At 70.9% G+C, this 23,159-nt stretch carries 24 protein-coding genes; 6 read left to right on the forward strand and 18 right to left on the reverse strand.

All coding sequences use genetic code 11. The annotated features are described in order from the left end of the window. Positions 1 to 16 precede the first annotated feature (16 nt). The 14 genes from LY13_RS06850 to LY13_RS06915 form a co-directional block, all read right to left on the reverse strand. Positions 17 to 1,696, reverse strand: coding sequence for an FAD-dependent oxidoreductase (locus tag LY13_RS06850; RefSeq protein WP_253827432.1), 1,680 nt, complete (start codon positions 1,694 to 1,696; stop codon positions 17 to 19). Between the two features lie 109 nt (positions 1,697 to 1,805). Further along, positions 1,806 to 3,266: an aldehyde dehydrogenase gene (locus LY13_RS06855; protein ID WP_253827433.1), complete on the reverse strand. Its 1,461-nt coding sequence runs from the start codon at positions 3,264 to 3,266 to the stop codon at positions 1,806 to 1,808. A 273-nt stretch (positions 3,267 to 3,539) separates the two neighbouring features. Beyond that, positions 3,540 to 3,971 carry an acyl-CoA thioesterase gene (locus LY13_RS06860; protein ID WP_253827434.1) on the reverse strand — a complete coding sequence of 144 codons (432 nt, stop codon included), beginning with the start codon at positions 3,969 to 3,971 and terminating at the stop codon, positions 3,540 to 3,542. Beyond that, on the reverse strand, positions 3,964 to 4,464 hold the full coding sequence (locus tag LY13_RS06865) for a MaoC family dehydratase (RefSeq protein WP_253827435.1): 501 nt from the start codon (positions 4,462 to 4,464) through the stop codon (positions 3,964 to 3,966). The genes LY13_RS06860 and LY13_RS06865 overlap by 8 nt, the downstream gene beginning before the upstream one ends. After that, a complete protein-coding gene (locus LY13_RS06870; RefSeq protein WP_253827436.1) occupies positions 4,461 to 4,949 on the reverse strand; it encodes a hypothetical protein in 489 nt (162 codons plus the stop codon). Before LY13_RS06870 ends, LY13_RS06865 begins: the two co-directional genes overlap by 4 nt. Beyond that, positions 4,942 to 6,537 carry a class I adenylate-forming enzyme family protein gene (locus LY13_RS06875; protein WP_253827437.1) on the reverse strand — a complete coding sequence of 532 codons (1,596 nt, stop codon included), beginning with the start codon at positions 6,535 to 6,537 and terminating at the stop codon, positions 4,942 to 4,944. Before LY13_RS06875 ends, LY13_RS06870 begins: the two co-directional genes overlap by 8 nt. 32 nt (positions 6,538 to 6,569) lie before the next feature. Beyond that, positions 6,570 to 6,986: a nuclear transport factor 2 family protein gene (locus tag LY13_RS06880; protein ID WP_253827438.1), complete on the reverse strand. Its 417-nt coding sequence runs from the start codon at positions 6,984 to 6,986 to the stop codon at positions 6,570 to 6,572. Positions 6,987 to 7,064: 78 nt separating this feature from the next. After that, entirely contained in the window at positions 7,065 to 7,502 is a 438-nt protein-coding gene (locus LY13_RS06885; RefSeq protein WP_253827439.1) for a nuclear transport factor 2 family protein, read from the reverse strand. Beyond that, the gene (locus tag LY13_RS06890) at positions 7,499 to 7,927 is read right to left on the reverse strand and encodes a nuclear transport factor 2 family protein (RefSeq protein ID WP_253827440.1); all 429 of its coding nucleotides are present in this window, start codon (positions 7,925 to 7,927) and stop codon (positions 7,499 to 7,501) included. Before LY13_RS06890 ends, LY13_RS06885 begins: the two co-directional genes overlap by 4 nt. 12 nt (positions 7,928 to 7,939) lie before the next feature. Continuing rightward, positions 7,940 to 9,058 (reverse strand): NDMA-dependent alcohol dehydrogenase, encoded by a 1,119-nt coding sequence (locus LY13_RS06895; protein WP_253827441.1) that lies wholly within the window; start codon positions 9,056 to 9,058, stop codon positions 7,940 to 7,942. Positions 9,059 to 9,120: 62 nt separating this feature from the next. Next, on the reverse strand, positions 9,121 to 9,576 hold the full coding sequence (locus tag LY13_RS06900; RefSeq protein WP_253827442.1) for a nuclear transport factor 2 family protein: 456 nt from the start codon (positions 9,574 to 9,576) through the stop codon (positions 9,121 to 9,123). Between the two features lies 1 nt (position 9,577). After that, entirely contained in the window at positions 9,578 to 9,901 is a 324-nt protein-coding gene (locus tag LY13_RS06905; RefSeq protein WP_253827443.1) for an EthD family reductase, read from the reverse strand. Positions 9,902 to 9,920: 19 nt separating this feature from the next. Then, entirely contained in the window at positions 9,921 to 11,537 is a 1,617-nt protein-coding gene (locus tag LY13_RS06910; RefSeq protein WP_253827444.1) for a flavin-containing monooxygenase, read from the reverse strand. 113 nt (positions 11,538 to 11,650) lie between these two features. Next, a complete protein-coding gene (locus tag LY13_RS06915) occupies positions 11,651 to 12,580 on the reverse strand; it encodes an alpha/beta hydrolase (protein WP_253827445.1) in 930 nt (309 codons plus the stop codon). Between the two features lie 327 nt (positions 12,581 to 12,907). Between LY13_RS06915 and LY13_RS06920 the strand changes: the two genes are divergently transcribed. The 4 genes from LY13_RS06920 to LY13_RS06935 all read left to right on the forward strand — a co-directional run bounded on the left by LY13_RS06920 (position 12,908) and on the right by LY13_RS06935 (position 16,816). Beyond that, positions 12,908 to 13,657 (forward strand): FadR/GntR family transcriptional regulator, encoded by a 750-nt coding sequence (locus LY13_RS06920; protein ID WP_253827446.1) that lies wholly within the window; start codon positions 12,908 to 12,910, stop codon positions 13,655 to 13,657. A gap of 142 nt (positions 13,658 to 13,799) precedes the next feature. Continuing rightward, positions 13,800 to 14,354, forward strand: coding sequence for a hypothetical protein (locus LY13_RS06925; RefSeq protein ID WP_253827447.1), 555 nt, complete (start codon positions 13,800 to 13,802; stop codon positions 14,352 to 14,354). An 89-nt stretch (positions 14,355 to 14,443) separates the two neighbouring features. Continuing rightward, positions 14,444 to 15,934: a PepSY-associated TM helix domain-containing protein gene (locus LY13_RS06930; protein WP_253827448.1), complete on the forward strand. Its 1,491-nt coding sequence runs from the start codon at positions 14,444 to 14,446 to the stop codon at positions 15,932 to 15,934. A gap of 48 nt (positions 15,935 to 15,982) precedes the next feature. Continuing rightward, entirely contained in the window at positions 15,983 to 16,816 is an 834-nt protein-coding gene (locus tag LY13_RS06935) for an alpha/beta fold hydrolase (RefSeq protein ID WP_372493776.1), read from the forward strand. A gap of 27 nt (positions 16,817 to 16,843) precedes the next feature. Here LY13_RS06935 and LY13_RS06940 read toward each other — a convergent pair whose 3' ends face one another. Next, the gene (locus LY13_RS06940; protein WP_253827449.1) at positions 16,844 to 18,427 is read right to left on the reverse strand and encodes a cation:proton antiporter domain-containing protein; all 1,584 of its coding nucleotides are present in this window, start codon (positions 18,425 to 18,427) and stop codon (positions 16,844 to 16,846) included. Between the two features lie 201 nt (positions 18,428 to 18,628). On the opposite strand from LY13_RS06940, the gene LY13_RS06945 reads away from it, so the two are divergent. Then, positions 18,629 to 19,627 carry an FAD binding domain-containing protein gene (locus LY13_RS06945; protein WP_253827450.1) on the forward strand — a complete coding sequence of 333 codons (999 nt, stop codon included), beginning with the start codon at positions 18,629 to 18,631 and terminating at the stop codon, positions 19,625 to 19,627. 23 nt (positions 19,628 to 19,650) lie between these two features. Here LY13_RS06945 and LY13_RS06950 read toward each other — a convergent pair whose 3' ends face one another. Both LY13_RS06950 and LY13_RS06955 read right to left on the reverse strand, forming a co-directional pair. Further along, on the reverse strand, positions 19,651 to 21,744 hold the full coding sequence (locus tag LY13_RS06950) for a xanthine dehydrogenase family protein molybdopterin-binding subunit (protein WP_253827451.1): 2,094 nt from the start codon (positions 21,742 to 21,744) through the stop codon (positions 19,651 to 19,653). Further along, positions 21,741 to 22,286 carry a 2Fe-2S iron-sulfur cluster-binding protein gene (locus LY13_RS06955; RefSeq protein ID WP_253827452.1) on the reverse strand — a complete coding sequence of 182 codons (546 nt, stop codon included), beginning with the start codon at positions 22,284 to 22,286 and terminating at the stop codon, positions 21,741 to 21,743. The genes LY13_RS06950 and LY13_RS06955 overlap by 4 nt, the downstream gene beginning before the upstream one ends. 193 nt (positions 22,287 to 22,479) lie before the next feature. Between LY13_RS06955 and LY13_RS06960 the strand changes: the two genes are divergently transcribed. Further along, positions 22,480 to 22,761 carry a hypothetical protein gene (locus LY13_RS06960; protein WP_253827453.1) on the forward strand — a complete coding sequence of 94 codons (282 nt, stop codon included), beginning with the start codon at positions 22,480 to 22,482 and terminating at the stop codon, positions 22,759 to 22,761. Here LY13_RS06960 and LY13_RS06965 read toward each other — a convergent pair. Next, entirely contained in the window at positions 22,739 to 23,128 is a 390-nt protein-coding gene (locus tag LY13_RS06965; RefSeq protein WP_253827454.1) for a hypothetical protein, read from the reverse strand. The genes LY13_RS06960 and LY13_RS06965 overlap by 23 nt on opposite strands. Between the last annotated feature and the right edge of the window lie 31 nt (positions 23,129 to 23,159).

Consider the following 23,159-nt stretch of genomic DNA (forward strand, 5'->3'; position numbering starts at 1 on the left):
TGTCCGTTCCGGAGAGCTACGGGATCGGATCGCCGCCCAGCTCGCCTGCGACGAGGTAGGCCAACGTCACGCCGCGGCCGAGGGCGAACCCGCTGTTGTAGCCGGTGCCGGTCGTGGTCAGCGCGGCGCACGAGCCCACGGCGTAGAGCCCGTCGATCACGGCGCCACCGGGGTCGAGCACTCGCCCGTCCCCGTCGATGTGCACGCCGCTGGACCCGATGCCCGTGCCCACGAATTTGAGCCGCAGCCCGTGGAAGGGTGCCTCGGTCAGCGGGCCGAGGACCGGGCTCGGAGCGTTGGCCGGATCGCCCGCGAACTTGTTGACGTAGGTGACGGTTCCGCGGCCGAAGTCGGGGTCCTCGCCCCGGGCGGCGTGGTGGTTGAATCGCTCGGCCGTCCTGGTCAGCTGCGCCCCGTCGATGCCGAGCTGCTCACCGAGCGCCGCGAGGGTCGGGGCCGACGTGACCCACCCGTCGGGATACTCGCCGCCCGGCGGGGTGGCGGCGAGGCCGTACTTCCGCCGGTGCTGGTCGTCCCACACGAGGAAGAACGGCAGGTGCCGGTCACCAGGGGCGAGTGTCTTGGCGACGATGTCGACCCAGTAGGAGTCGTTGCAGAACCGGTTTCCCGCCGCGTCGACGATCATCGTGTGCGGCATGGCGTACTCGGGCCCGTAGCCGTAGCCGGTGCCGACCTGGGACCGCCACCCCGGCAGCATCGGCACGCTCGTGGCCGGGATCTTCGCGATGTCGGCGCCCACACCGCGGGCGAGTGTGATGCCGTCCCCGCGCAGCGACTCGGGCGCGACGCTCCCGAAGTCCTCCGGTTCGAGGTCGACCATCTCGCGGACCAGGTCGGAGTCCCAGTCGTAGGTGCTCGTCGCCAGCACGACCGGGCCGCGCACCTCCACCGGACCGTCGGGACCGTCGGCGCGCACGCCGGCGACCCGATCGGCGTCGGTCAGCAGCTCGGTCACCCGGTGGGAGCGCCGGATCTCGATCCGGTCCTCCTGCAGCACGCGGCGCAGGAAGCTCGCCACGACGCCGGTCCCGAACGTCAGGGGGTCCGATCCCTCGGTCGCATCGAACTCGCGGCCGTCGGCGATGCCGAACGCGGGCACTCCCGCATGGTCCGACTTCCCGGGTCCGGACTCCTCCGAGTCCACATAGGTCGCGCGGCGCCCCTTCTCCATGAGTTCGTCGTAGGTCGTGCCGACCGGGAAGTACGGGCTGACGCGGAGTTTGTCGCGCCATGCGCCGAGCACGCCGCCGTCGATCACCTCGCCCGTGAGGTACCTGCCCACGGGCAGCGCGCCGTCGGCCTCGTTGTGGTAGTCGGCGAGCCCCGGAATGACCCTCCAGCGGATCGCACCGAGGTCCTCCCAGTAGCGGATCGCGTCCGGGCCGGTCCGGATCCAGCGCAGCATCGCCTTCTCGTCGAGTACCTCGGGAGCGTCGTGGGCGATGGCACGGACGTAGGTCTCGGTGAGCTCGAGCGAGTCCTCGATGCCGTCCCGCGCGGCGACCGGGTTGGCGCCGATCCACACCTGACCACCCGAGTAGGCGGCCGCGCCGCCCACCAGGTCTGCCGCCTCGAACACGATCACGTCGCGGGCGCGTACCGCGGCACCGAGCGCCGTGGCCAACCCGGCCAATCCGGCGCCCACGACGATCACCGGTTCGTTCGCATCAGCCATCCGCCTCGTCCGTCCTTTCGCGAAGTGGGGGTCGCAGTGCACCGGCACCGAGGCCGCGGCAGTGTCCGCACGACCCGGCGGTCCGTCGCCGCTTCCCGGTACCGCAGGGTCACGGGCGCTGGATCAACTTCGTCTCGAGATAGGCACCGAGGCCTTCGACGTTGCCCTCCCGGCCGAGGCCCGACTGCTTGTAGCCGCCGAACGGCTGCACCACGCACATGTCCCACCCGTTGACCGACACCTGGCCGCTGCGGATGCGGCGGGCGATCCGCTCCCCCTCGGCAGCGTCTCGGGCGTACACCGCTCCGGAGAGGCCGTAGTCCGAGTCGTTGGCCAGCGCAACGGCCTCGTCGACGTCGTCGAACGGGATGACGCAGAGGACCGGTCCGAAGATCTCCTCCTGCGCGATGCGCATGTCGTTGCGCACGTCGGCGAACACGGTCGGCTCGACGAACCAGCCGCGGTCCAGACCCTCGGGCCTACCGCCACCGGTGACGAGCCGTGCCCCCTCCTCGATGCCGAGCCTGATGTACCCCTCCACCCGGTCCCGCTGCCGCTCGGCGGCGAGCGGGCCGAGCACGGTGTCGCCGTCGGCCGGATCGCCGACCCGGAGACCTTCGAACATCGGCACCAGCGCCGAGAGCAACTCCTCCTGGCGCTCGCGTGGCACGAGGATGCGCGTCAGCGCCGCACACACCTGGCCGGAGTGGCCGATGCCGGCGAACGCCAGTGTTGGCAGCACCTCGTCGAGCGGCACGTCGTCGGCGATGATCGCGGCCGACTTCCCGCCCAGTTCGAGCGTCACGCGCGTGATCCGCTCGCCGCACAGGCTCATGATCCGCCTGCCCGCGGCGGTGCTTCCGGTGAACGCGACCTTGTCGACGCCGGGATGGGTCACCAGGTGCTCGCCGACCTCGCGGCCGCCGGGCAGCACACTGATCACGCCCTCGGGCAGTCCCGCCGCCTCCAGCGCCTCGGCCAGCAGGTACAGGCTCACCGGCCCTTCCGGGGCGGGCTTGAGCACGACCGTGCAGCCCGCGGCCAGCGCGGGGCCGATCTTCAGCGACGCCGTCGCCACCGGTCCGTTCCACGGGATGATCGTGGCGACGACGCCGACCGGTTCGCGGACCAGCACCCCGTGGCCGCCCTCCCAGGACCGCTCCTCCTCGAACTCGAACCGCTCGTGGAGAGTCGACGCGTCGGCCCACATCTTGAGCGCGTTCTGGTGGAACGCCTCGCTCACCGCGGACGGGGCGCCGATCTCCGCGGTGAACGAGGCAGCCATGTCACCGAAGCGCTTCTCGACCTCGGCGCCGACCCTGCGGAGCACCTCGGCACGCTCCGCGGGCGTCATGCGGGGCCACGGTCCGTCGTCGAACGCTGTCCGCGCCGCGGCCACAGCGGCGTCGACATCGGCCGCCGTCGGGTCCGGCACCGTCGCGAGGCGCTCCTCGGTCACCGGCGACACGACGTCGATGACGCCCTCGCCCGCCGGTTCGACCCATCGGCCGCCGATGAACAGCTTCGAAAAGCTCCGCACGGTCTCGGGTGCGTGCATCGTCGAGGTCATGGACGCGCTCCTTTGCGGTACCGAACCTGGCCGTCACCGGCGTCGGCGCGCGGTGACGTCGCTAACAACCTTGACCCGCGGCCAGGTCCAAGTCAATGCCTTTCATAGGATTTATTGTCATGAATTACGGGCCGTGTCCATCGCCGACACGGGACCCGGGACGTCGTGGACGGCACACGAAAACGCCGCCGCGACGGGGAGAAACTCCCCTCCGCGGCGGCGTGGTCCCGACCGGGATCGAGAACCCGGTCGGCTCCCGTCGCAACGGCTACGTCACGTCGAAGTCACGTCGAACCGCGGCGACGGCAACGTCCGCAGGATGCCCGCGAGCCGCCCCGGCACGGGCGTCTTCGCGAACGCCGCATCGCGGCACGCATAGGTCATCTGTCCCCGCGTGACGAGCTCGTCGTCGCACGTGAACTCGTAGCCGACCGTGTACGACGAGGTGCCGATCCGGTCGAGCACCGCCTGGCAGACGAGCTCGTCGAACACCTTCGCCGTACGGTGGTAGGTCGCACCCGAGCTCACGCCGACCGTCACGATCCCCAGGTCCGGTTCGAGATCCCCGCTGCGCAGGCCGTGCGAGTACAACCACGACGTATACGTGCGCTCCATCCACGGATAGTAGAGGGCGAAGTACGCGATGCCCATCGCGTCGCAGTCCCCGTAACTGAGCTGGAACGCCAGCCGGTCCCGGTCACTCATCGTCGCTCCCCTCCTCCGGCAGCGCCACGGTCGCGGTGCCCGTCAGCACCGTGTCGCCGTCCACGACGGACAGTTCGATGTCGCAGTCGCACAGCGTCTCCCCGCCCGGCTCGTCCTTCCGGGTGCGCACGCCGGTGACGACTCCGCCCGCCCGCAGACGGTCCCCCGCGCGCACGGTGCCGCGGAAGCGCACGCGCAGCCTGCGCACCCGGTCGTGCCCGCCCGCGAACCCGGCCAGCATGTTCATCACGTACGCCATGTTCAGCGGCCCCTGGTTGATCGCCCGGTCGCCCATGCCGAGCTCCCGCAGAGCCGCGGTGTCCCAATGGATCGGCGTGGGATCACGCAGCAGCGCCGCCGTGGTCTTCATCTTCTCGGCGCCGACCTCGGCCACCTCCCACTCCGGCAGCCGCATGCCCGGCGTGACCGGCTCGCCGCGACGAGCCACGGCTCCCGGGAAGGCCGCCACGCCGTGTTCGGGCCGCTCGCTCACGACGACCTCCTCGGCAGGATCAACGAGTTCCAACAGTCGGCCACATGGGCACCGCTGCCCGCGTCGTGCAGCCGGAACGCGTAGCCGATCACGTCGAACACCCCGCTGCGGCCGGCCTTGCGGTCGGCCGAGGTGATCTCACCGGAGACGAGGTAGGTGCGGCCCACGCGCATCGGCGCATGCCACACCGTCTCGTGCTCACCGAACATCGGCCCATCGTCGGCACTGGCACCGAACCATGCGAACAGCTCGTCCCACGTGACACCCATCGCCTGGGTCGCCGCCGTCCACGCGAGCAGCGGATGCGCGAGTTCGTCACCCGCTCCGTCCGGCGCCGACGCGTCCGGCTGCTCCAGAGCCGCGTCGGCCAGCAGCCACGCAAGCCACCGTTCGACGGTGAACCGCCCGCCGGGGAAAGCCCGGCCGATCTGTGCGGTGACGTCGTCGGCCGTCGGTGCGGCCGTCTCGCGCGTCTGCTCAGACATCCCGCGCCCTGCCCGCCCAGTACGGCTCGCGCAGCTCCCGTTTGAGGATCTTGCCCGTCGGCGCCTTCGGCAGCTCACTCACGAAGTCGACCGATTTCGGCTTCTGGTATCCGGCCAGATGTGCCCGCGCCTGTTCGATGATCTCCTCCTCCGTCGCCCGTTGCCCCGATTTCAGCACGACGACGGCCTTCACCGACTCGCCCCACTCGTCGTCGGGCACGCCGATCACGGCACACTCCAGCACCGCCGGATGCCGCGCGATCGCCTCCTCGACCTGCACGCTGAAGATGTTCTCGCCGCCGGAGATGATCATGTCCTTCGACCGGTCGACGATGTAGACGTAACGGTCCTCGTCCCACGTCGCGATGTCACCGGTCCACATCCAGCCGCCCCGGGAGGCGATGCCCCTGCCGTCGGGAGTGCCGGCACCCCGCAGCGTCTCGGCGGTCAGGTCGGGCCGGTTCCAGTAGCCGAGCATGTTCGCCTCGGACCGGACGATGATCTGGCCCGGCGTGCGCCCGTCCTGCGGCACGTCCCGCCCGGCCTCGTCGACCACCCGCACCTGCGTGCCGAAGCCCTCCCGGCCGCAGGACTGCAACCGCTCCGGGCGGACACCGGCGACCGCGGACGCGTGATCCTCCTGCGACAGGAAGCACATCGTCGAGCCCTCGGTCTGCCCGTAGCCCTGGATCAGCGTGCAGGGAAACGCATCGAGTGCCTGGCGCACGATCGCCGAGGGCATCGGCCCGCCGCCGTACTGGATGTTGCGCAGGCTCGAGAGGTCGTACCGCTCGAAGCCGTCGACGGCCATCATCCAGTTCAGCATCGTGGTGATGCCGAGCAGCGCCGACACCCGTTCGGCCTCGATCACCTCCAGCGCCCGCTTCGCCTCGAAGTTCATCATCACGAGCGGGCAGCCGTGCTTGAGGTAGTTCATCGCGAGCACGACCGGAATGTGGAACAACTGCCCGGTCAGCAAGTAGACGTCCGACGGCACGATGCGCTCGGCCACGGTCTGGTTCAACATCCCCGCGGCGGCGCTCCGGTGCGAGTGCAGGGCACCTTTCGCCTGCCCCGTCGTGCCGCCGGTGTAGAGGATGAAGAACGGGTCGTCGTCACCGATCTTCGCGGAGAAGGCGGGTTCCTCGTCCGAGGCGGCATCGACGAGCTCTTCCAACCCGCCGTCGCCGTCCGGCCCGAATCGCAGCACGTGCGGCACGTCCACCGTGCGGCACACGTCGTCGACCACGCCCGACCACTCGGCCTCGGTGACGAGCGCCCGCGGTGCGGCGTCGGCCACGATGGTGGCCAGCTCCGGTGCGGCGAGCCGCCAGTTCAGCGGTTGCAGCACCAGTCCGGCGCGGCCCGCCGCGAAGTACAGCGCCTGGTACTCGACGCAGTTGCGTGACAGCACGGCCACCCGGTCCCCCGGCGCCAGCCCACGGGCGAGCAGACCGTTGGCCAGCCGCCGCACGAGCTCGTCGAACTGCCTCCACGTGAGCCGCCGTTCGGCGGTCACGTCGTAGATCGCCTGCCCGCCGGGCGTCAGCGCCGCCCACTTGGCGGGGATCAAACCCTGATTGGCCACGGTTCCTCCGATAAGTCCTGGACCACGCCACGTCAGTACGGCAGGTCGAGCTGCACGTGCCGCCGGGCGAACCGCCAGGAACCGTTCTCGCGGGCGAGCTCGTCCTCGTACCGTGCCGTCGACAGCACGGTCAGCGTCTGCCCTGCGATGGAGATCAGCGTCAGGTACGAGGTCACGGTCGCCGTGTCGGCGGTGAGGTCACGCACGACGACGTTGGACACCAGATGCCGCCGCTGATCGTCCTGCGACGCGAGCGACTTCTCCATCAGGCCGACGATCTGGTCCCGGCCCTCGAACGGGCCGATCAGGTCGCCGTCGGCGACCCGCATCGACATGACGGCGTCGGCCGTGAAACAGCCGGCCATCGCCGTCATGTCGTTCTCGTCGTAGGCGAAGGTGTACACGCCGAGCAGATTCTCGATCGCGGCGCGTTCGTCGGCGATTCCCATGTCTTCGGGCCTCCTGATTCTGGTGGGGACACGGATTCCTCATGCGGTGCGGGCGGGACGGATCCCTCCGCCTGCCGGTCAGAGCCCGGCCGGGACGACCGATCCTCCGAGCGCGACGACGAGCGGGATCGGGTCGAAGAACTCCGCGAACCGGGCGATCCGATCGCCGCGCACCGTCACTCTGGCGATGTAGGCGTTGCGGTACGGCAGCCCCGTGGTCCGCACCGAGGCGTCCGATGTGTACTCGGCAACGAACTCGCCCGGCACGTCGAGCTCGTTGATCCGGTACGACGCGAAGTTCATGGGCGTCACCAGGTCCGGCAGGCCGGAGTAGAACTCCGCGATCGCCGCGCGGCCCTGCAACGTCGTCGGGATGCCCTCCGGCGCGTACGGGATGTCGAGCACGCCGTCCTCGTGGAACAGGTCCGGGATCGCCGCGACGTCCAGGGTTCCCACCGCGTCGAGATAGGACGTGATGAGCCTGCGTCCGGTGTCGGTGTCGGCCGTCGCGGTCATGCCTCGAATCCCTCCAGCTCCGGCGGGGTGAGTGCGGAGATCACCCGCGAGGAGATCCGCCACCCGGCCGCGGTGCGGACATAGGTGTCTTCGTTGAGCGCGGCCGCCCGGAACTTCGCGCCCGAGACCGAATGTCCCTCCGAGAACACGTAGTTCGTGCCGCGGGCGGTGTCCGGGCCGTCGAACTCGACGACGTGGTTGGTGATGAGGTGGAACTGGTCGGCCACCGAGGCGGCGTCCCGTTCGAAGAAGCCGCGGATCGCTTCCCTGCCCTCGAACCGCTCCAGCCCCACCGGGGTCGCGTCCCACACGGCGTCGTCGCTGAAGGCCGACAACGCCTCCGCCGGGTCGAAGCGGTCGAGGCCCCGGGCGTACCGGTGCGACAGTTCCATGATCTCGTGCCGCGCGGCGGCCTGCTCGTCCATCGCCTGCCGCCCTCAGTCGTAGACGATGACGCCGCGGATGTTCTTGCCCTCGCGCAGATCCTGGAAGGCGGTGTTGATATCCTCCAGTGCGTAGGTGCGCGTGACCAGCTCGTCGAGCTTCATCTCGTCGCGCCGGTACAGATCGGCGATCAGCGGGATGTCGTTGCGCGCATTGGTGGAGCCGTAGAGCGTGCCCTGCAACCGTTTGCCCGACATCGCGAACGTGAACATGTCGAACTGCACGTCACGCTGCAGGACGGGAGCGGCCGCGGTGAGCACCAACACGCCGCCACGCCGCGTCATCGCCTGCGCCGGCTCGAGGATCGACCCGTACGCGACGCCGACGGTGACGATCACCCGATCGGCGCCCTGGCCGTTGGTCATGTTCTCGACGAGCTGTGCCGCCTCCGCCGCCGTGGCCGCGGTGTGCGTGGCACCGAACTCCGGCGCCCGCTCCCGCTTGTAGTCGACCGGGTCGACCGCGATGATCGCCTTGGCGCCGCGGTGCCGGGCGCCCTGGACCGCGTTCATGCCGACGCCGCCGACACCGAAGATCACGACGACGTCGCCGAGCTGCAGGTCGGCCGCGTACATCGTCGACCCCCACCCCGTCGGAACGCCGCATCCGATGAGCGCGGCCTTGTCGAGCGGGATGTCCTTGTCGATCTTCACGAGTGCGTCCGTGGGCACCGTGACGTAGGGCGCGAACGTGCCGAGGTACGACATCGCGCCGACGCCCTGGCCGCGGGCGTGGATACGGTGAGTGCCGTCGGGCGAGGTACCGGCGAGCACACCGGCCCCGAGCGCGCACATGTTGGCCTTGCCCGCGACGCACATCGAGCATGTGCCGCACGAGGGCAGGAACGAACAGACGACGTGATCGCCGACCTGCAGGTCGGCCACGTGATCCCCGACCTCCGTGACCACCCCGGCACCCTCGTGGCCTCCGAGGATCGGAGCCCAGTCGAGCGGGATGTCGCCCGTGTCGAGGTGGTCGTCGCTGTGGCAGATACCCGAGGCGGCGAGTTTCACCGTCGCCTCGGTCTTCTTCGGCGGGTCGAGTTCGATCTCCTCGACCGACCAGCCCGATTGCGTTCCCGGCTCCCACAGGAGCGCACCCTTGGTCTTCATCGATCGTCCTTTCGGTCCGGTGTGGAGGGTCGCCGACGGCGGCGCCGCGGGCCGCCCACGGTTCAGGTCGCGGGGTCCGCGACGGGGACGGCGCGGTGGATGTCGGTCTCGCGCTTGGCGATACGCCAGCGACCGTCGATCCGGCGCAGCAGGTCGCGGTAGGTCGCCGCGGTCTGTGCCCAGCCGTCGGCGGTGCTCGCCATCGCCAGCACATCGGTGACCGCCGTGGCGGTGCCGCCGACCACGTCGACGTCGATCACCGAGTTGACCGACCAGTGGTGGGAGGCGGGCACGGCGTCCCACAGGCCGGTGACGCCGGTGCGGATCCCGTCGCGACCCTGGAACACCGCGTCGGGTCCGGGTGACCACGTGGCGTCCTCGGCCCACAGCGACAGGAACCACGGCAGGTCCCGCTTGTCGAACGCGTGCCCGTAGCCGTGCAGCACCCGCCGGATCTCTTCGAGCGCCTCCACGCGGTCCAGCCGGACGGCGAGGTCGTCGTCGATCGCGGTGCCCATCTCAGGCACGTCCCGTGGGCTCGACGTCGACCACCTCGTGGAAGTTGACGTCCGCGCCGGCACCGGCGAAGTTGGCCATGTCCGCCTGGGCCGCCTGTCCCTCGGGCGAGGCGAACGCCGCGGCACACTCGTCCCGGCTGTCCCACTCCATGACGGCGACGAGGAAGTGCTCCGGCTTCGAACCGTCGAACGTCGTCGTCGCGCCCCAGCCGTAGGAGCGCAGCCCCGGCAACGTCGCCGCCAGCGGGGCGTGCGTCGACCGGTAGTGATCGAGGAACTTCTCCGGATCGTCCGGGTGGTTGTAGTGCACGGTGATGCGGAACATCGATGTCTCCTCCCGGACGTCACGCACTCAGCGCGAAGCCCTCGTAGTCGTTCGCCGCGACCTCCTGGCACTTCTGCCAGTACGGGCCGACCCCGCCGAGATAGGCCATGAGCAGCCGGGGCTTGCCGGGCACGTTCGCGCCCATGTACCAGGAATCGGTCTGCGGGTAGAGCGTCATGTCGCCGACCTCGCGCACGTGGTCGGTCCACTCCTTCTCGGCCGTCTCGGTCGCCTCGACGGTGCGCAGCTCCCTGTGCCGCATGTGCTCCACCAGGTCGGTGATCCATTCGACGTGCTGCTCGATCGAGACGATCATGTTCGAGAGCACGGACGGGCTGCCGGGACCGGTGATCGTGAACAGGTTCGGAAAACCCGCCGGGTTCAGGCCCAGGTACAGCGCGGGCCCGTCCTGCCACTTCTCCCGGAGCGGCTGGCCGCCCCGGCCCCGGATGTCGATGTTCAGCAGCGCACCCGTCATGGCGTCGAAGCCGGTGGCCAGCACCAGACTGTCGACCTCGTACTCCCGGTCGCTCGTGCGCACCCCGCTGTCGGTGATCTCGACCAGCGGGGTCTCCCTGAGGTCGACGAGCTCGACGTGGTCGGAGTTGAACGTCTCGTAGTAGCCCGTGTCCAGGCAGGGCCGCTTGGTACCGAAGGCGTAGGTCTTCGGGCACAGCTTCTCGGCCGTCTCCGGATCGTCGACGATCTCGCGGATCTTCCCGCGCACGAACTCGGCGGCCGTCTCGTTGGCCTCCTCGTCCGCGAGCAGGTCGGTGTAGGCCTGCAGCACACCGGTGAGGTTGCCGCGCTGCCAGCGCTCCTCGTAGTTGCGGTGGCGCTCGTCGGGGTCGACCTCGAGCGCCGACCGGGTGGGCGGCTCGATCGCGACACCGAACCCGGACTGCCTGCTCTCCTCCCGGATCTCGCGGTACCGGGACTTGATGTCGGCGACCATGTCCTGGTCGATGGGCCCGTTGAACGTCGGCAGGCTGAAGTTCGGGGTCCGCTGGAACACCGTCAGCGCGTCGGCCTGCTTCGCGATGATCGGGACGGCCTGGATACCGGACGAGCCGGTCCCGATGACGGCGACCCGTTTACCGGTGAAGTCCACACCGGACTCCGGCCAGTCGCACGTGTGGTACCAGTCGCCGCGGAACCGTTCGAGTCCGGGCACCTCGGGCTTCTTCGGCACGGACAGACAGCCGACGGCCATGATGCAGTAGCGGGCCGAGACCTCCTCGCCTGCCTCGGTCCGCACGGTCCACAGTGCACTGTCCTCGTCGTAGTGCGCCGCCGTGACCTTCGTGTCGAGCACGACGTCCCTGCGCAGGTCGTGGCGATCGGCCACGTGGTGGATGTAGGACAGGATCTCGGGCTGGCTCGGGTACTTCTCGGTCCACTCCCACTCCTGTTCGAGCTCGGGATCGAACGAGTAGGAGTAGTGCATGCTCTCGACGTCGCAGCGGGCACCGGGATACCGGTTCCAGTACCACGTGCCGCCGATGTCGGAGCCCGCTTCGACGACCTTCACGTGCATGCCCAGGTTCCGGAGTTTGTACAGCTGATACAGGCCGGAGAACCCGGCACCCACGATGACGGCGTCCAACTCGGTCGGCAGTTTCCTGGTAGCAGGCATGGTGCGATGTCCTCACATTCGACGGGGAGACGGACGGAAGAGCAACGGACATGCGCCCGCCGGGGGCGCGTCTGGCCGGATCGGGAAGGTCGCAGGGACGACCCGCGACGGCGTCAGGTCGCGGCCGACAGGTGGCGGTCGATCTCCGCGGCGACGTAGTCGATCGCCTCCGCGCTGCCGGGCAGCACGTTGACCATCGTGAAGAAACCGTGCATCTGACCCGGGAACCGCCGGTGCCGGACCGGAACACCCGCAGCCTCGAGGGCCTTCGCGTAGGCCTCACCCTCGTCCCGCAGGACATCGTGCTCGGCGGTCACCACGACGGCGGGCGCCTGACCCGAGAGGTCGCCGGCCTTCGCCGGGCAGGCGTCGGGGTTCGCGCGCTGGTCGGCGTCGGCGTAGTGGTCCCAGAACCAGATCATCGCGTCCCGGCTGACCATGAGCTGGTTCTCGGGATCGGCGTAGGAGGAGTTGTCGAAGTCGCAGTCGGTGACCGGGTACACGAGGATCTGCTGGGAGAGCGCCGGACCGCCCGCGCGCGCCTTCTGGGCGACGATCGCCGTGAGGTTGCCGCCTGCGCTGTCGCCCGCGGCGATCAACGGCACCCGCTTGCCCGCGATCTCCTCGAGATGGGCGTCGACCCAGCGCAGCGAGTCCAACGCGTCGTCGGCGGCCGCCGGGTAGCGGTGTTCGGGCGCGAGGCGGTAGTCGACGAGCACCACGGCGCACCCGGTCTTGTCGGCGAGCTGCCTGCCGAGGGTCTCGAACTCCTCGATCCTGCCGATCACCCAGCCACCGCCGTGGTAGTAGACGATGACGCCGCGCGGTGCGGCGTTCGGTACCAGGATCTGCACGGGGACGGAGCGGCCGGGCAGGTCGATCGAGCGGTTCTCGGCCCGCGCCATGTCCGGACCGGGGCCGTACATCTCCCGCAGGGCCGCGGTGATGCCGCGGGCCTGTTCCGGATCCATCTCGTGGATCGGTGGCTGCCCGGATTCGGCGAGCTGGGCGAGCAGTGAACTGGTGGCCTCGTCTAGAGCCATGGGGCACCTCTTTGTGCTGCTGGCGAACGTTGGGACCGGCGGACGCGAGACACACCTCCTTCGAGGTGAGAGACCTGCGTCACATGTTCAGCAAGTATGCGGCGCCCCATAATTCATGTCAAGGATTAGCATGGTCTCGGGCGCAACGTGAACACGCGGTAAGCGCGCGAGCCAGGACAGCAGCCCGTCGCCCCACAGGGAGGGTCACGCCACCGGCGACAACCGAACACGAATCATGCTCAGGAAATGGCCGGTGGGCGACACGACACCGGGCGCTCCATCACGGCCTGCACAGGGATTCAGGATCATCATCGGTATCGTCACCCCATGGACCAAGACGCGCTGGAACCGCGCCGGCGGCCGTACAAGCGGGGCGACAAGGTCGCGCAGGCCGTGGCACGGAGCATCATGCGGAAGATCCGCACCGAAGGGCTCGAACCGGGCGCCCACCTGCCCTCGGAAGCGCACATGCTCACCGAGTACGGCATCGGGCGCGGTTCGCTGCGGGAGGCACTGCGCATCCTCGAGGTCAACGGCCTGATCTGGCTCAAACCGGGGCCCGGCGGTGGTCCGATCGTCAGCGGCGCCCAGCCCGACCACTTCGGACAGATGGCGACGCTGTACCTGCAGGCGCAGGGCACCACGTTCCGCGAGCTGATCGAGGCCCGACTCGCGGTCGAACCCCTCATGGCGCGGCTGGCCGCACAGCGGCAGGACCCGGCGTACATGGACGAGCTGCGGCGCGTCAGCGGGTCGCTCAAGGTCGACGACGATGCCGCCTACCTCGAGTACACGGGCGACTTCCACCGGCTCGTCGCCGAGATGTCCGGTAACGGCATCCTCAGCCTGCTCGGCCAGTCGCTGTCGGACATCTTCCGCGACCGGGTCAGCGGCATCGTGTTCCCCAAGTCGCGGCGCAAGGAGGTCTCCGACGCGCACGTGGCGATCGCCAAGGCGATCGAGGACGGCGAGCCCGACGCCGCGCACGACCTGATGTACGAACACATGGCCAAGTACGTCAACTACGTCAAGCGGGGACACCCCACGCTGATCAACGAGGTCGTCGACTGGCGTTGACAGGCACGGGCACGCGCCACTGCCCACGGCCTCGTCGCCCGCCACCACCCAACCGGAGGCGCTGCGCGCCGCTGCCTAGGCCCACCCGTCTCCCACCACCACCCAACCTGAGGCGTTGCGCGCCGCTGCTTAGGATTCGGGCATGCACGGACGCGACGGCCTGACCACGGGTGCGGGCCGCCTGCTGCGCGGCACCGCCACGGGCACCGCAACCGGGTTGCTCGCCGTGTTCGCCCACGCGTCCGCAGGTGGTGCACTGCCGGAGTGGCCCGCCGTCGCCGGCCCGGTGCTGGCGATCAGCACCGTCACCACCGGCCTGGCTCGCGTACGGCTCCGGCCGACGGCCCTGCTCACGCTCCTCGCCGTCGGCCAGCTCGCGGTGCACGCCGTCCTCACGCTCGGCGCCGCACACGGCCACACGCCCGACACCACCGCGATGACGCTCGCGCACCTCATCGCGACGGCGGTCGTGTTCGCGGGCCTCACCGGGGCCGAGCGCGCGCTGTTCGCCCTGCTCGGCATGCTCGTCGCACGACGGCCGTACGGCAGGGCGCCGCTGCCGGTCGTCGGTCCCGTGTGGACACCGTGTCCACCGCCGCCGCAGCGACGGCCACTGCGGCACGTCGTGTACCGGCGCATCCGGGGCCGCCGCGGTCCGCCCGCGCCGACGGTTCGACCTCACGCCATCACCGTGTGACGCGCGCCCCGACGTACCGCCCGTGACCGCAGGTCCGAGCGGCGCTCTCGCGCGTCCGCGGACCCGTGCCGTCACAGGAGCGATCCGTCATGTCCGACACCACGCTGCGCCCGCCCGACAGCGCAGCGGCCGCCCCGTCCACCACCGACACAGCCACCACGTCCACGACCCCAGCCGACAGCTCTCCTGCCGGCACGGCCGCCTACCCGCCGCGGCGCCGTGCCCGATGGCGCGCCCTGCTGCTGCGGCTGCACTTCTACGCAGGCGTGTTCGTCGGCCCGTTCGTCCTCGTCGCAGCCCTCACGGGCACCGCCTACGCGCTCACCCCACCACTCGAGTCCTGGCTCTACCACGACGAGCTGACCGCGACGTCCCCGCACGACCCGCTCCCCCTGGCCGACCAGGTCCGCGCCGCGCAGGACGCCGTGCCGGGCGCCCGGGTGGAGGCCGTCCGGCCCGCTCCGGAACCCGGTGCGACCACCCGCGTGCTGTTCGCCGCCCCGGAGCTGGGGTCCTCGGAGTCCCGCACGGTGTTCGTCGACCCGGGAAACGCGGCCATCACCGGTGAGCTGACCACCTACGGCACGAGCGGAGTGCTGCCCCTGCGCATGACGCTCGACCAGCTCCACCGCAACCTGCTGCTCGGCGAACCGGGCCGGATCTACAGCGAGCTGGCCGCGTCGTGGCTGTGGGTGATCGCGCTCGCGGGTCTCGCGCTGTGGACGGCCCGCCGGACGAAGCGCCGTACCGGCCACGCCGACGCGACGCGGGGGCGGCATCCGGGCCGGGGCCGCCGGGCCACACTGCGGTGGCACGGCCGGCTCGGTGTCGCCGTGCTGGGCGGCGCGCTGGTGCTCTCGGCGACCGGGCTGACGTGGTCGGCCCACGCCGGGGAGAACATCGCCGCCCTGCGCACGGCCGCGGGCTGGAGCACGCCCGAGCTGGACACGTCGGCGGGCCACCCCGGGCACGCCGCCGGCACCGAGGGCGGCTCCGCGGACGATGCCACGGCCGCGCACGCTCCTGCCCGGACCGTCAACGACGTCCTCGCCGCAGCTCGCGGTGCCGGGATCGACGCGGGCGCGATCGAGATCGCCGTTCCCGAGGCGCCCGGCGCGGCATGGTCGGTCACGGAGATCGAGCGGAGCTGGCCCACGCAGGTCGACGCGGTCGCCGTGGATGCCGCGACCGGCGAGGTCACCGACGAGGTGCGATTCGCCGACTACCCCTTCGGTGCGAAGCTGGCCCGCTGGGGCATCGACCTGCACATGGGCACGCTGTTCGGACGGCCCAACCAGGCCGCGCTCGCCGCGCTCGGCGGAGGTCTGACGGCCCTGACCGTGTTGGGATACCGGCTGTGGTGGCAGCGCAGGCCCCGGAGCGCCGCGTTCGGCCGTCCGGTGCCGCGCGGACAGTGGCGCGCACTGCCGCCGTGGGCGGTCGTCGGCATCGTCGCGGCCGCAGCGGCCGTCGGAGTGCTGGCGCCGTTGTTCGGCCTGAGTCTGCTGGCGTTCCTCCTCGTGGACGTCGTCGTCGGGCGGCTCGCGGCGCGGCGCCGCTCCGCGCGGACCGGCGGCTGACCGTGGTGGGGCCGTCCACGCCGGACGGCCCCACCTACGATCACGTCCGTGCCTTACGCCCACGCGGCCGACGGGGTCGCCCTGTACTACGAGGTTCACGGCCCCCGCGCTCACGCACGCGGCGACGGAGATCCCGAGCCCGAGCACTCCGAGCCGCCCGCGTTGCTGCTCATCGCCGGCCAGTCCAACAGCAGGCGCTGGTGGGACTCGGTGCGCGGCGACTTCGACAGCACCTTCCGGGTGATCACGATGGACCATCGCGGTATCGGCCACAGCGACAAGCCGGACGACGACTCGTACAGCACCCGCGGGTTCGCCGCGGACGCCGTGGCCGTCCTCGACGCGGCCGGACTGCGGCGCGCGCACGTCTACGGCACGTCGATGGGCGGGCGGGTCGCGCAGTGGCTCGCCGTCGACCATCCCGCGCGGGTCGACAGGCTGGTGCTGGGCTGCACCTCACCCGGTGGCCCGCACGCGGTCGAACGGAGCACCGAGGTGACCCGCAGCCTGGCCCAGCACGACGCCGCCGCGGTCCGGCGGGCACTGCTCGAGCTGATGTACACCCCGGAGTGGCTCGCCGCGCATCCCGGGCCGTATCGAACGATCGGCGAACGCGGTACACCACCGCACGTGTTGCGGCGGCACCGGCTCGCCAGCCACCGGCACGACGCGTGGGACGCGCTGCCGCGCATCACCGCACCGACACTCGTCGTCCACGGCGACGACGACGTGTTCAACCCCGCGGCCAACGCTCCCGTGCTCGCAGGCCGCATCCCCGGCGCGGCACTGCACCTGATCCCGGGCGCGAGGCACGCGTACTTCGAGGAGCGCCGCGACGTCGCGAGTCCGCTCGTGCTCGACTTCCTCACCGGGCGCTCCTGACGGCCCGGCCACCCGTCGCGCGCTCCGTCAGTCCGCCGCCGATGTCCGTTCGACCGCGTGGTCGGCCAGGTTGGTGCCGGCGCTGCCGTAGAGGTTGAACGCCGCGTCGGCGCCGCGGGAGCGCAGTTCGTCGATCTCCTCGCCGCGTTGCGCGATGGCGGCCACCCTGCCGCGGAAGCCCTCCTTGCGGAGCAGGTCGAGCACGAGGAGGTTCTCCCCGTGGAACGGCATGGCGAGGACGACCAGTTCGACCCGGCCGGAGCGCTGGACACGCCCCCAGAAGTCGAGGTCGGTGGCGTCGGCCTCGACGACGTCGAAACCGGCGGCCCGCAGCTGTTCGACGCGGCGGCTGTCGTGTTCGACCCCGACGGCACGCTTGCCGTGTGCCTCGTGGAGCTGTTCGACGGTGGCCTGACCGACGCGGCCCATGCCGAGCACCAGGGTGTCGGCGCCGCCGAGGTCGATGGGCCGGTCGTCCACAGTGAGGGCCTCGGCCTGCTGTGCGGGCAGCCGCCGCGTCACCCACGCCTCGACCGCGGGTGCGAGCCGGTTGAGCACCGCCGAGAGGAGGAAGCTGAAGGCCACGGCGAGGGCCAACACGGTGACCCAGCCCTCGGACACCGCGCCGGTGGTGGCGACGACGGTGGCCACGATGAGCGCGAACTCGGAGTAGTTGCCGAGCGCGAGGGAGGCGAGCGTGGCCGTGCGGTAACGCAGGCGCATCAGCCACAGCAGCGCGAAGAACGCGACGGCCTTGACCGGGATCAGCACGGCCAGCAACGCGGCCATGCCGACCGCTTCCCACGTGGGCGTGCCCGTCAGTCCGATGCTGACGAAGAACGCGATCAGCAGCACTTCCTTGCCGGTCAGCAGCAGCCGCGACAGGTCGCCCGCACGCCGGTGACCGGCCAGCAGTGCGCCGATGATCAGCGCACCGAGGTCGCCTTTGAGGCCGACGAGATCGAACAGGACGTAGCCGGGAACGAGCGCCATCGTCAGGCCGAACAGGGCACCGAGCTCGACCGAGTCGATGCGGTCCCAGGCCTTGCGTGCCAGCCAGGCCCCGGGGACGACCAGCACCAGAGCCAGCGCCCACGGGGACGGCAGCTCACCCTTGGACACGGTCAGCACGACCACGGCGACGATGTCCTGCATGATCAACACGCCGATGGCGATCCGGCCGTACAGCGTCTGGTTGTCCCGGCGCTCGTCGAGCACCTTGACGACGAACACCGTCGACGAGAACGACAGTGCGAGCGCGACGATGGCCATCTCCGCCGGATCGGCGTCGGCCAGCAGCGCGAACCCGAACGGCGCGACGGCCAGCAGCAGGGCGAGCCCGAGCAGCACGCTGAACGCCATGTGGGCCAGGGACGTCAGCCACACCCGGGCCTTGAGCAGCGAGCGCACGTCGAGTTTGAGACCGATGCCGAACAGCAGCAGGGTCACACCGAGGTCGGCGAGCGTCTGCAGTCCGGGCATCTGCTCGACGCCCGCGGCGTGCAGGCCGAATCCGGCGGCGAGGAAGCCGACCAGGGGCGGGAGCTTCACCAGCAGGGCCAGACCACCGGCCGCCAACGCGGCAACGAGATAGATCGCTGCGGTTTCCATACGTCCCTCTTCTCCTCGCCGTACGGACGCCGCAGCTTACCCAGCCGGAACCGCCGGGATCGTCCCGGTTCGCTCCGGTGACCCCACCGCACGGGGCTGCTCGTCGTTTAGCGCGGTGGCCGGGCGGGAAGGCGGGACAGGCACGAGGCGTGCGGTCGCCCCGGCGCCGACCAGGGTCGTCGACCGGAAAGGAAGCCACCAGTGATCCCGTTCGAGTACCGGCGTGCCGACGACGTGTCGACCGCGGTCGACACCGTGGCGCAGAACCCGGCCGCGTCGTTCCTCGGTGGCGGGACGAACCTCGTGGACCATCTCAAACTCGGCGTCGCCGCCCCGGAGCACCTCGTCGACGTCTCGCGGCTGCCGCTCGACGACATCGAGCCGACCCCGGACGGCGGGATCCGTATCGGCGCCACGGCGCGCAACAGCGACACCGCGGCCGACCCCGACGTCCGTGCGCACTACCCGGTGTTGGCCGAGGCCCTGCTCTCGGGCGCCTCGGGTCAGCTCCGCAACCTCGCCACGGTCGGCGGCAACCTGCTCCAGCGGACGCGCTGCCCCTACTTCCAGGACGTGACCACCCCGTGCAACAAGCGGGAGCCGGGATCCGGGTGCTCAGCCCTCGAGGGATACCAGCGCTACCACGCGATCCTCGGCGCCTCCCGCCACTGCGTCGCCACGCACCCGTCCGACATGGCGGTGGCGATGGTGGCGCTCGACGCGACCGTCCACGTGCAGGGTCCGCACGGAGCGCGGAGCCTGCCTGCCGAGGAGCTGCACCGGCTCCCCGGGGACGAACCGCACCGCGACACGGTGCTCGACCACGGCGAACTCATCACCGCCGTCGAGCTGCCGCCGGTGCCCTTCGCGGCCAACTCGGCGTACCGCAAGGTGCGTGACCGCGCCTCGTTCGCCTTCGCGCTCGTCTCGGTGGCCGCCGCACTCGACGTCGACGACGCAGGCACGGTCCGCGACGCCCGGATCGCCTTCGGCGGCCTCGCGCACAAGCCCTGGCGTGCGCGCCGCGCGGAGGCCGCGCTCCGCGGCGGACCCGCCACCGACGACCGTGCCGCCCGCGCCGCCGAGGCCGAGCTCGAGCACGCCGAACCACTGGCGGGCAATGCCTTCAAGATGCCGATGGCCCGCGGCGCCCTCACCGCGACGCTGCGGAGACTGAGCCCGCTGCCTGCTACGCGGTGACGGCTGCGCGGTGACGCCGACGACTACGCCGTGAGGAACCGGTCCGCTGTGACCGGCAGGTCCCGCACGCGGACCCCCGTCGCGTGATACGCGGCGTTGGCGACGGCGGCGGCCGTGCCGACGATCCCGATCTCACCGATCCCCTTCGTACCCATGGCGTTGACGTGCGGGTCGTGCTCGTCGATCCACTCGGCCTCCACCGACGGGACGTCGGCGTTCGTCGCCACGTGGTACTCGGCGAGATCGTGGTTCACCACCATGCCGAGGCGCTCGTCCATCACCCCGTCCTCGTGCAGAGCCATCGACAACCCCATGGTCATCCCGCCGAGGAACTGCGAGCGGGCGAGCCGCGGGTTGACGATCCGCCCCGCCGCGAACACACCCAGCAGCCGGGGTACCCGGATCTCGCCGGTGTCCGCGCTCACGTGCACCTCGGCGAACTGCGCGCCGAAGGCGTGCATGGCGAACCGTTCGGTGTCGGGATTCTCCGGGGCGCTCTCGGTGTGCTCGGAGCCCGCGGGCGGGTCGTCGTCCCCGAACCGCGCGCGGAAACCGTGCGCTGCGGCCACGATCGCCGACCCCCAGTTGGCCGTGCCCGACGATCCTCCCGCCACCGAGGCGAACGGCAGGGCGGTGTCGCCGACCGTCACGACGACGTCGCCGCGGTCCACCCCCAGGGCGTCCGCCGCGATCTGGCCGAGCACCGTCCACGCACCCGTGCCGATGTCGACCGCGCCGACACTCACGTGGTAGCGCCCATCCACCCCGCGTTCGATCCGCGCGGCGGACCCGGGCGAATGGTGCACCGGATACGTCGACGAGGCCACGCCGGTTCCGACCCACCACTCTCCCCTCCGCGTCTGCCGGGGCTCGGCGGGCCTTCCGTCCCAGCCGGACCGGCGCGCGCCCACACGCAGACACTCCGCGAGGTTGCGGGTGGAGTACGGCTTGCCGGTCTCGGGATCGCGGTCCGGCTCGTTGCGCAGCCGCAGCTCGATCGGGTCCAGACCACACCGCTCGGCCAGCTCGTCCATCGCGACCTCGGGCCCGAACATGCCGGGGCACACCCCCGGGGCCCGCATCCACGACGGCACCGGCACGTCCAACGCCGCCATCCGGTGGGTGGTGCGACGGTGACGAGCGGCGTACATCGTGCGGGAGGGGACGCCGGTCTGCTCGGCGAACTCCTTGATCCGGGAGGTCTGCTCCACCACGTCCACCGCGAGCGCGTCGATGCGACCGTCGGTGTCCGCACCGAGCGCGACGCGCTGCACCGTGGGCGTGCGGTACCCGGCGAGCGTGAACGTCTGCTGGCGGGTCAGCGCGAGTTTCACCGGCCTGCCCGACATCCGTTTGGCCGCGAGCGCGGCCAGCACCACGTGGGCGTGGGCCGTGCCCTTCGACCCGAATCCCCCGCCGACGTACGGCGCGAGGACGCGGATGCGCGACTCGTCCAGGTCGAACATCCCGGCCACGACGCTGCGCAACGAATGGACGCCCTGCGTGGAGTCGTGGAGCGTGAGCCCGTCGGCGTCCCACACGGCGACGGTCGTGTGCGGTTCGAGCGGATTGTTGTGGTTCCGCGCGGTGCGGTACTCCGCGTCCACCCGCGCGGCCGCCCCGGCCAGCGCGGCGTCGACGTCGCCGTCCTCGGTGTCGGTTTCGTAGCTCGGATTCACCACGCCCGGCCGGTACAGGTCGGACCGGTCGCTCGTCAGGGTCACGTCGTGGTCGCGGCGCTCGTAGTCGACGGCCACGAGGTCGGCGGCGTGCCGCGCGGCCTCCGGGGTGTCGGCGACGACGCACCCGATGATCTGGCCGCGGAACGCCACGTCCGCGTCCTGCAGGATCTCCAGCTCGCCGTCCTGGCCTCGACGCAGCGGCGGAGCGTTGTCCGGGGTCAGCACGGTGTGCACGCCGCTGACCGCGAGCGCGCGTCCGGTGTCGATACGGCGGATCCTGCCCGCCGGGATCGTGGCCTGGATCGGATGCGCGTATGCGGGCCGTTCGACCGGATGCTCGTAGGCGTACGGGGCCTTCCCGGCGACCTTGGCCCTGCCGTCGACGCGTTCCGGGGCCGTGCCGACCGCGGCGACCGGTTCGATCGACCGGGTCATCGGTTCGCCACCTCACCATCGACACGGCTGCCGTCGCCACGCGTGGCGACCCCGTGGACGGCGTCGACGATGCCGGCGTAGGCGCCGCAGCGGCACAGGTTGCCGCTCATCCGTTCCCGGATCTCCGCCTCGTCGAGTTCCGGTTCGTCACGGACGTCCTCGGTGACCGCGCTGGCCCACCCGGCGCCGGCTTCGTCGAGCACGCCCGCGGCCGAGCAGATCTGGCCGGGGGTGCAGTAGCCGCACTGGAACCCGTCGTGGTCGAGGAACGCCTGATGCAGCGCCCTCCCGCGCGCGTCGGCCGCCAGCCCTGCGCTGGTGGTGACGTGGGCGCCGTCGTGGGCAACGGCGAGGGCGAGGCAGGTCGTGGCTCTCCGCCCGTCCAGGAGCACCGTGCACGTCCCGCACTGGCCGTGGTCGCAGCCCTTCTTGGGGGAGAACACGCCGAGTCGGTCCCGCAGGGCGTCCAGCAGTGTCGTACGCGTGTCCGTGACGAGCCGGTGTTGCTCACCGTCGACGGTGATCGTGATGTCGGCCTCCATGCTCGGAGCACGTACCCGTGCCCCGCCGCCCGGAAACGTCCGTGTCCCGCCGCGCGACGGCACCGGGGTGTGACGGCGACGCCTGGTGGGGCAGCGTGACGACGTCCACTTCGGACGGGAACGGGTTTGTCGTCGGTGGCGGTGCGGGTACGGCGGCCGACGAAGCCGACCGGACGCGAGAAGGGAGACCGCGATGACACCGGAGACCCGCACCACGAAGGACCACGACGAGATCCGGCAGTGGGTCGAGTCCCACGACGGCGTGCCCGCGTCCGTGCGCGGCACCGAAGGCTCCGACGCGGCGGGCGTCCTTCGCTTCGACTTTCCGGGCGGTGCCGGCGAGGACGAGCTCGAACACATCACGTGGGACACCTGGTTCGCCAAGTTCGACAAGGAGGACCTCGCGCTCGTCTACCAGAAGACCCGGGCCGACGGCGGCGACAGCACATTCTTCAAGGTCGTGGCCGACGACTGACACGTCGTCGCGCACCACCCTGCAGAACGGCACCGTACAGGATGTGGTCGGCTGCGAAGGCGATCCGCTGCGCGACGGTTCCGCCGTGCCGGAAGCGGAGCCCGCTGAGCGGCACGACGAGGAACTCGAACCCGAGCCACAACGCCACACCGAAGGCAGGCCCCGCACCGGGGCGGCACCGCACCTGATCCGGGATCCTGTCGAACACCACGCCGCCGGTGGCGCCGTAGGCCCAGTGCGCGACGACCACCAGTACGTCCCGGCCACGGCGGGGCATTCGACGCACCACGGCCGGAGCGTGCTCATCGGTGATCATCTCCGGGGGTGTCGCCTCCACCAGGCCCGCCCGGACGGTGAGTTCACGCATGCCGCTCATGCTCATCGCGGCAACGACTCCG

It is taken from the genome of Prauserella aidingensis (assembly GCF_024171865.1).
GTDB lineage: Bacteria > Actinomycetota > Actinomycetes > Mycobacteriales > Pseudonocardiaceae > Prauserella > Prauserella aidingensis.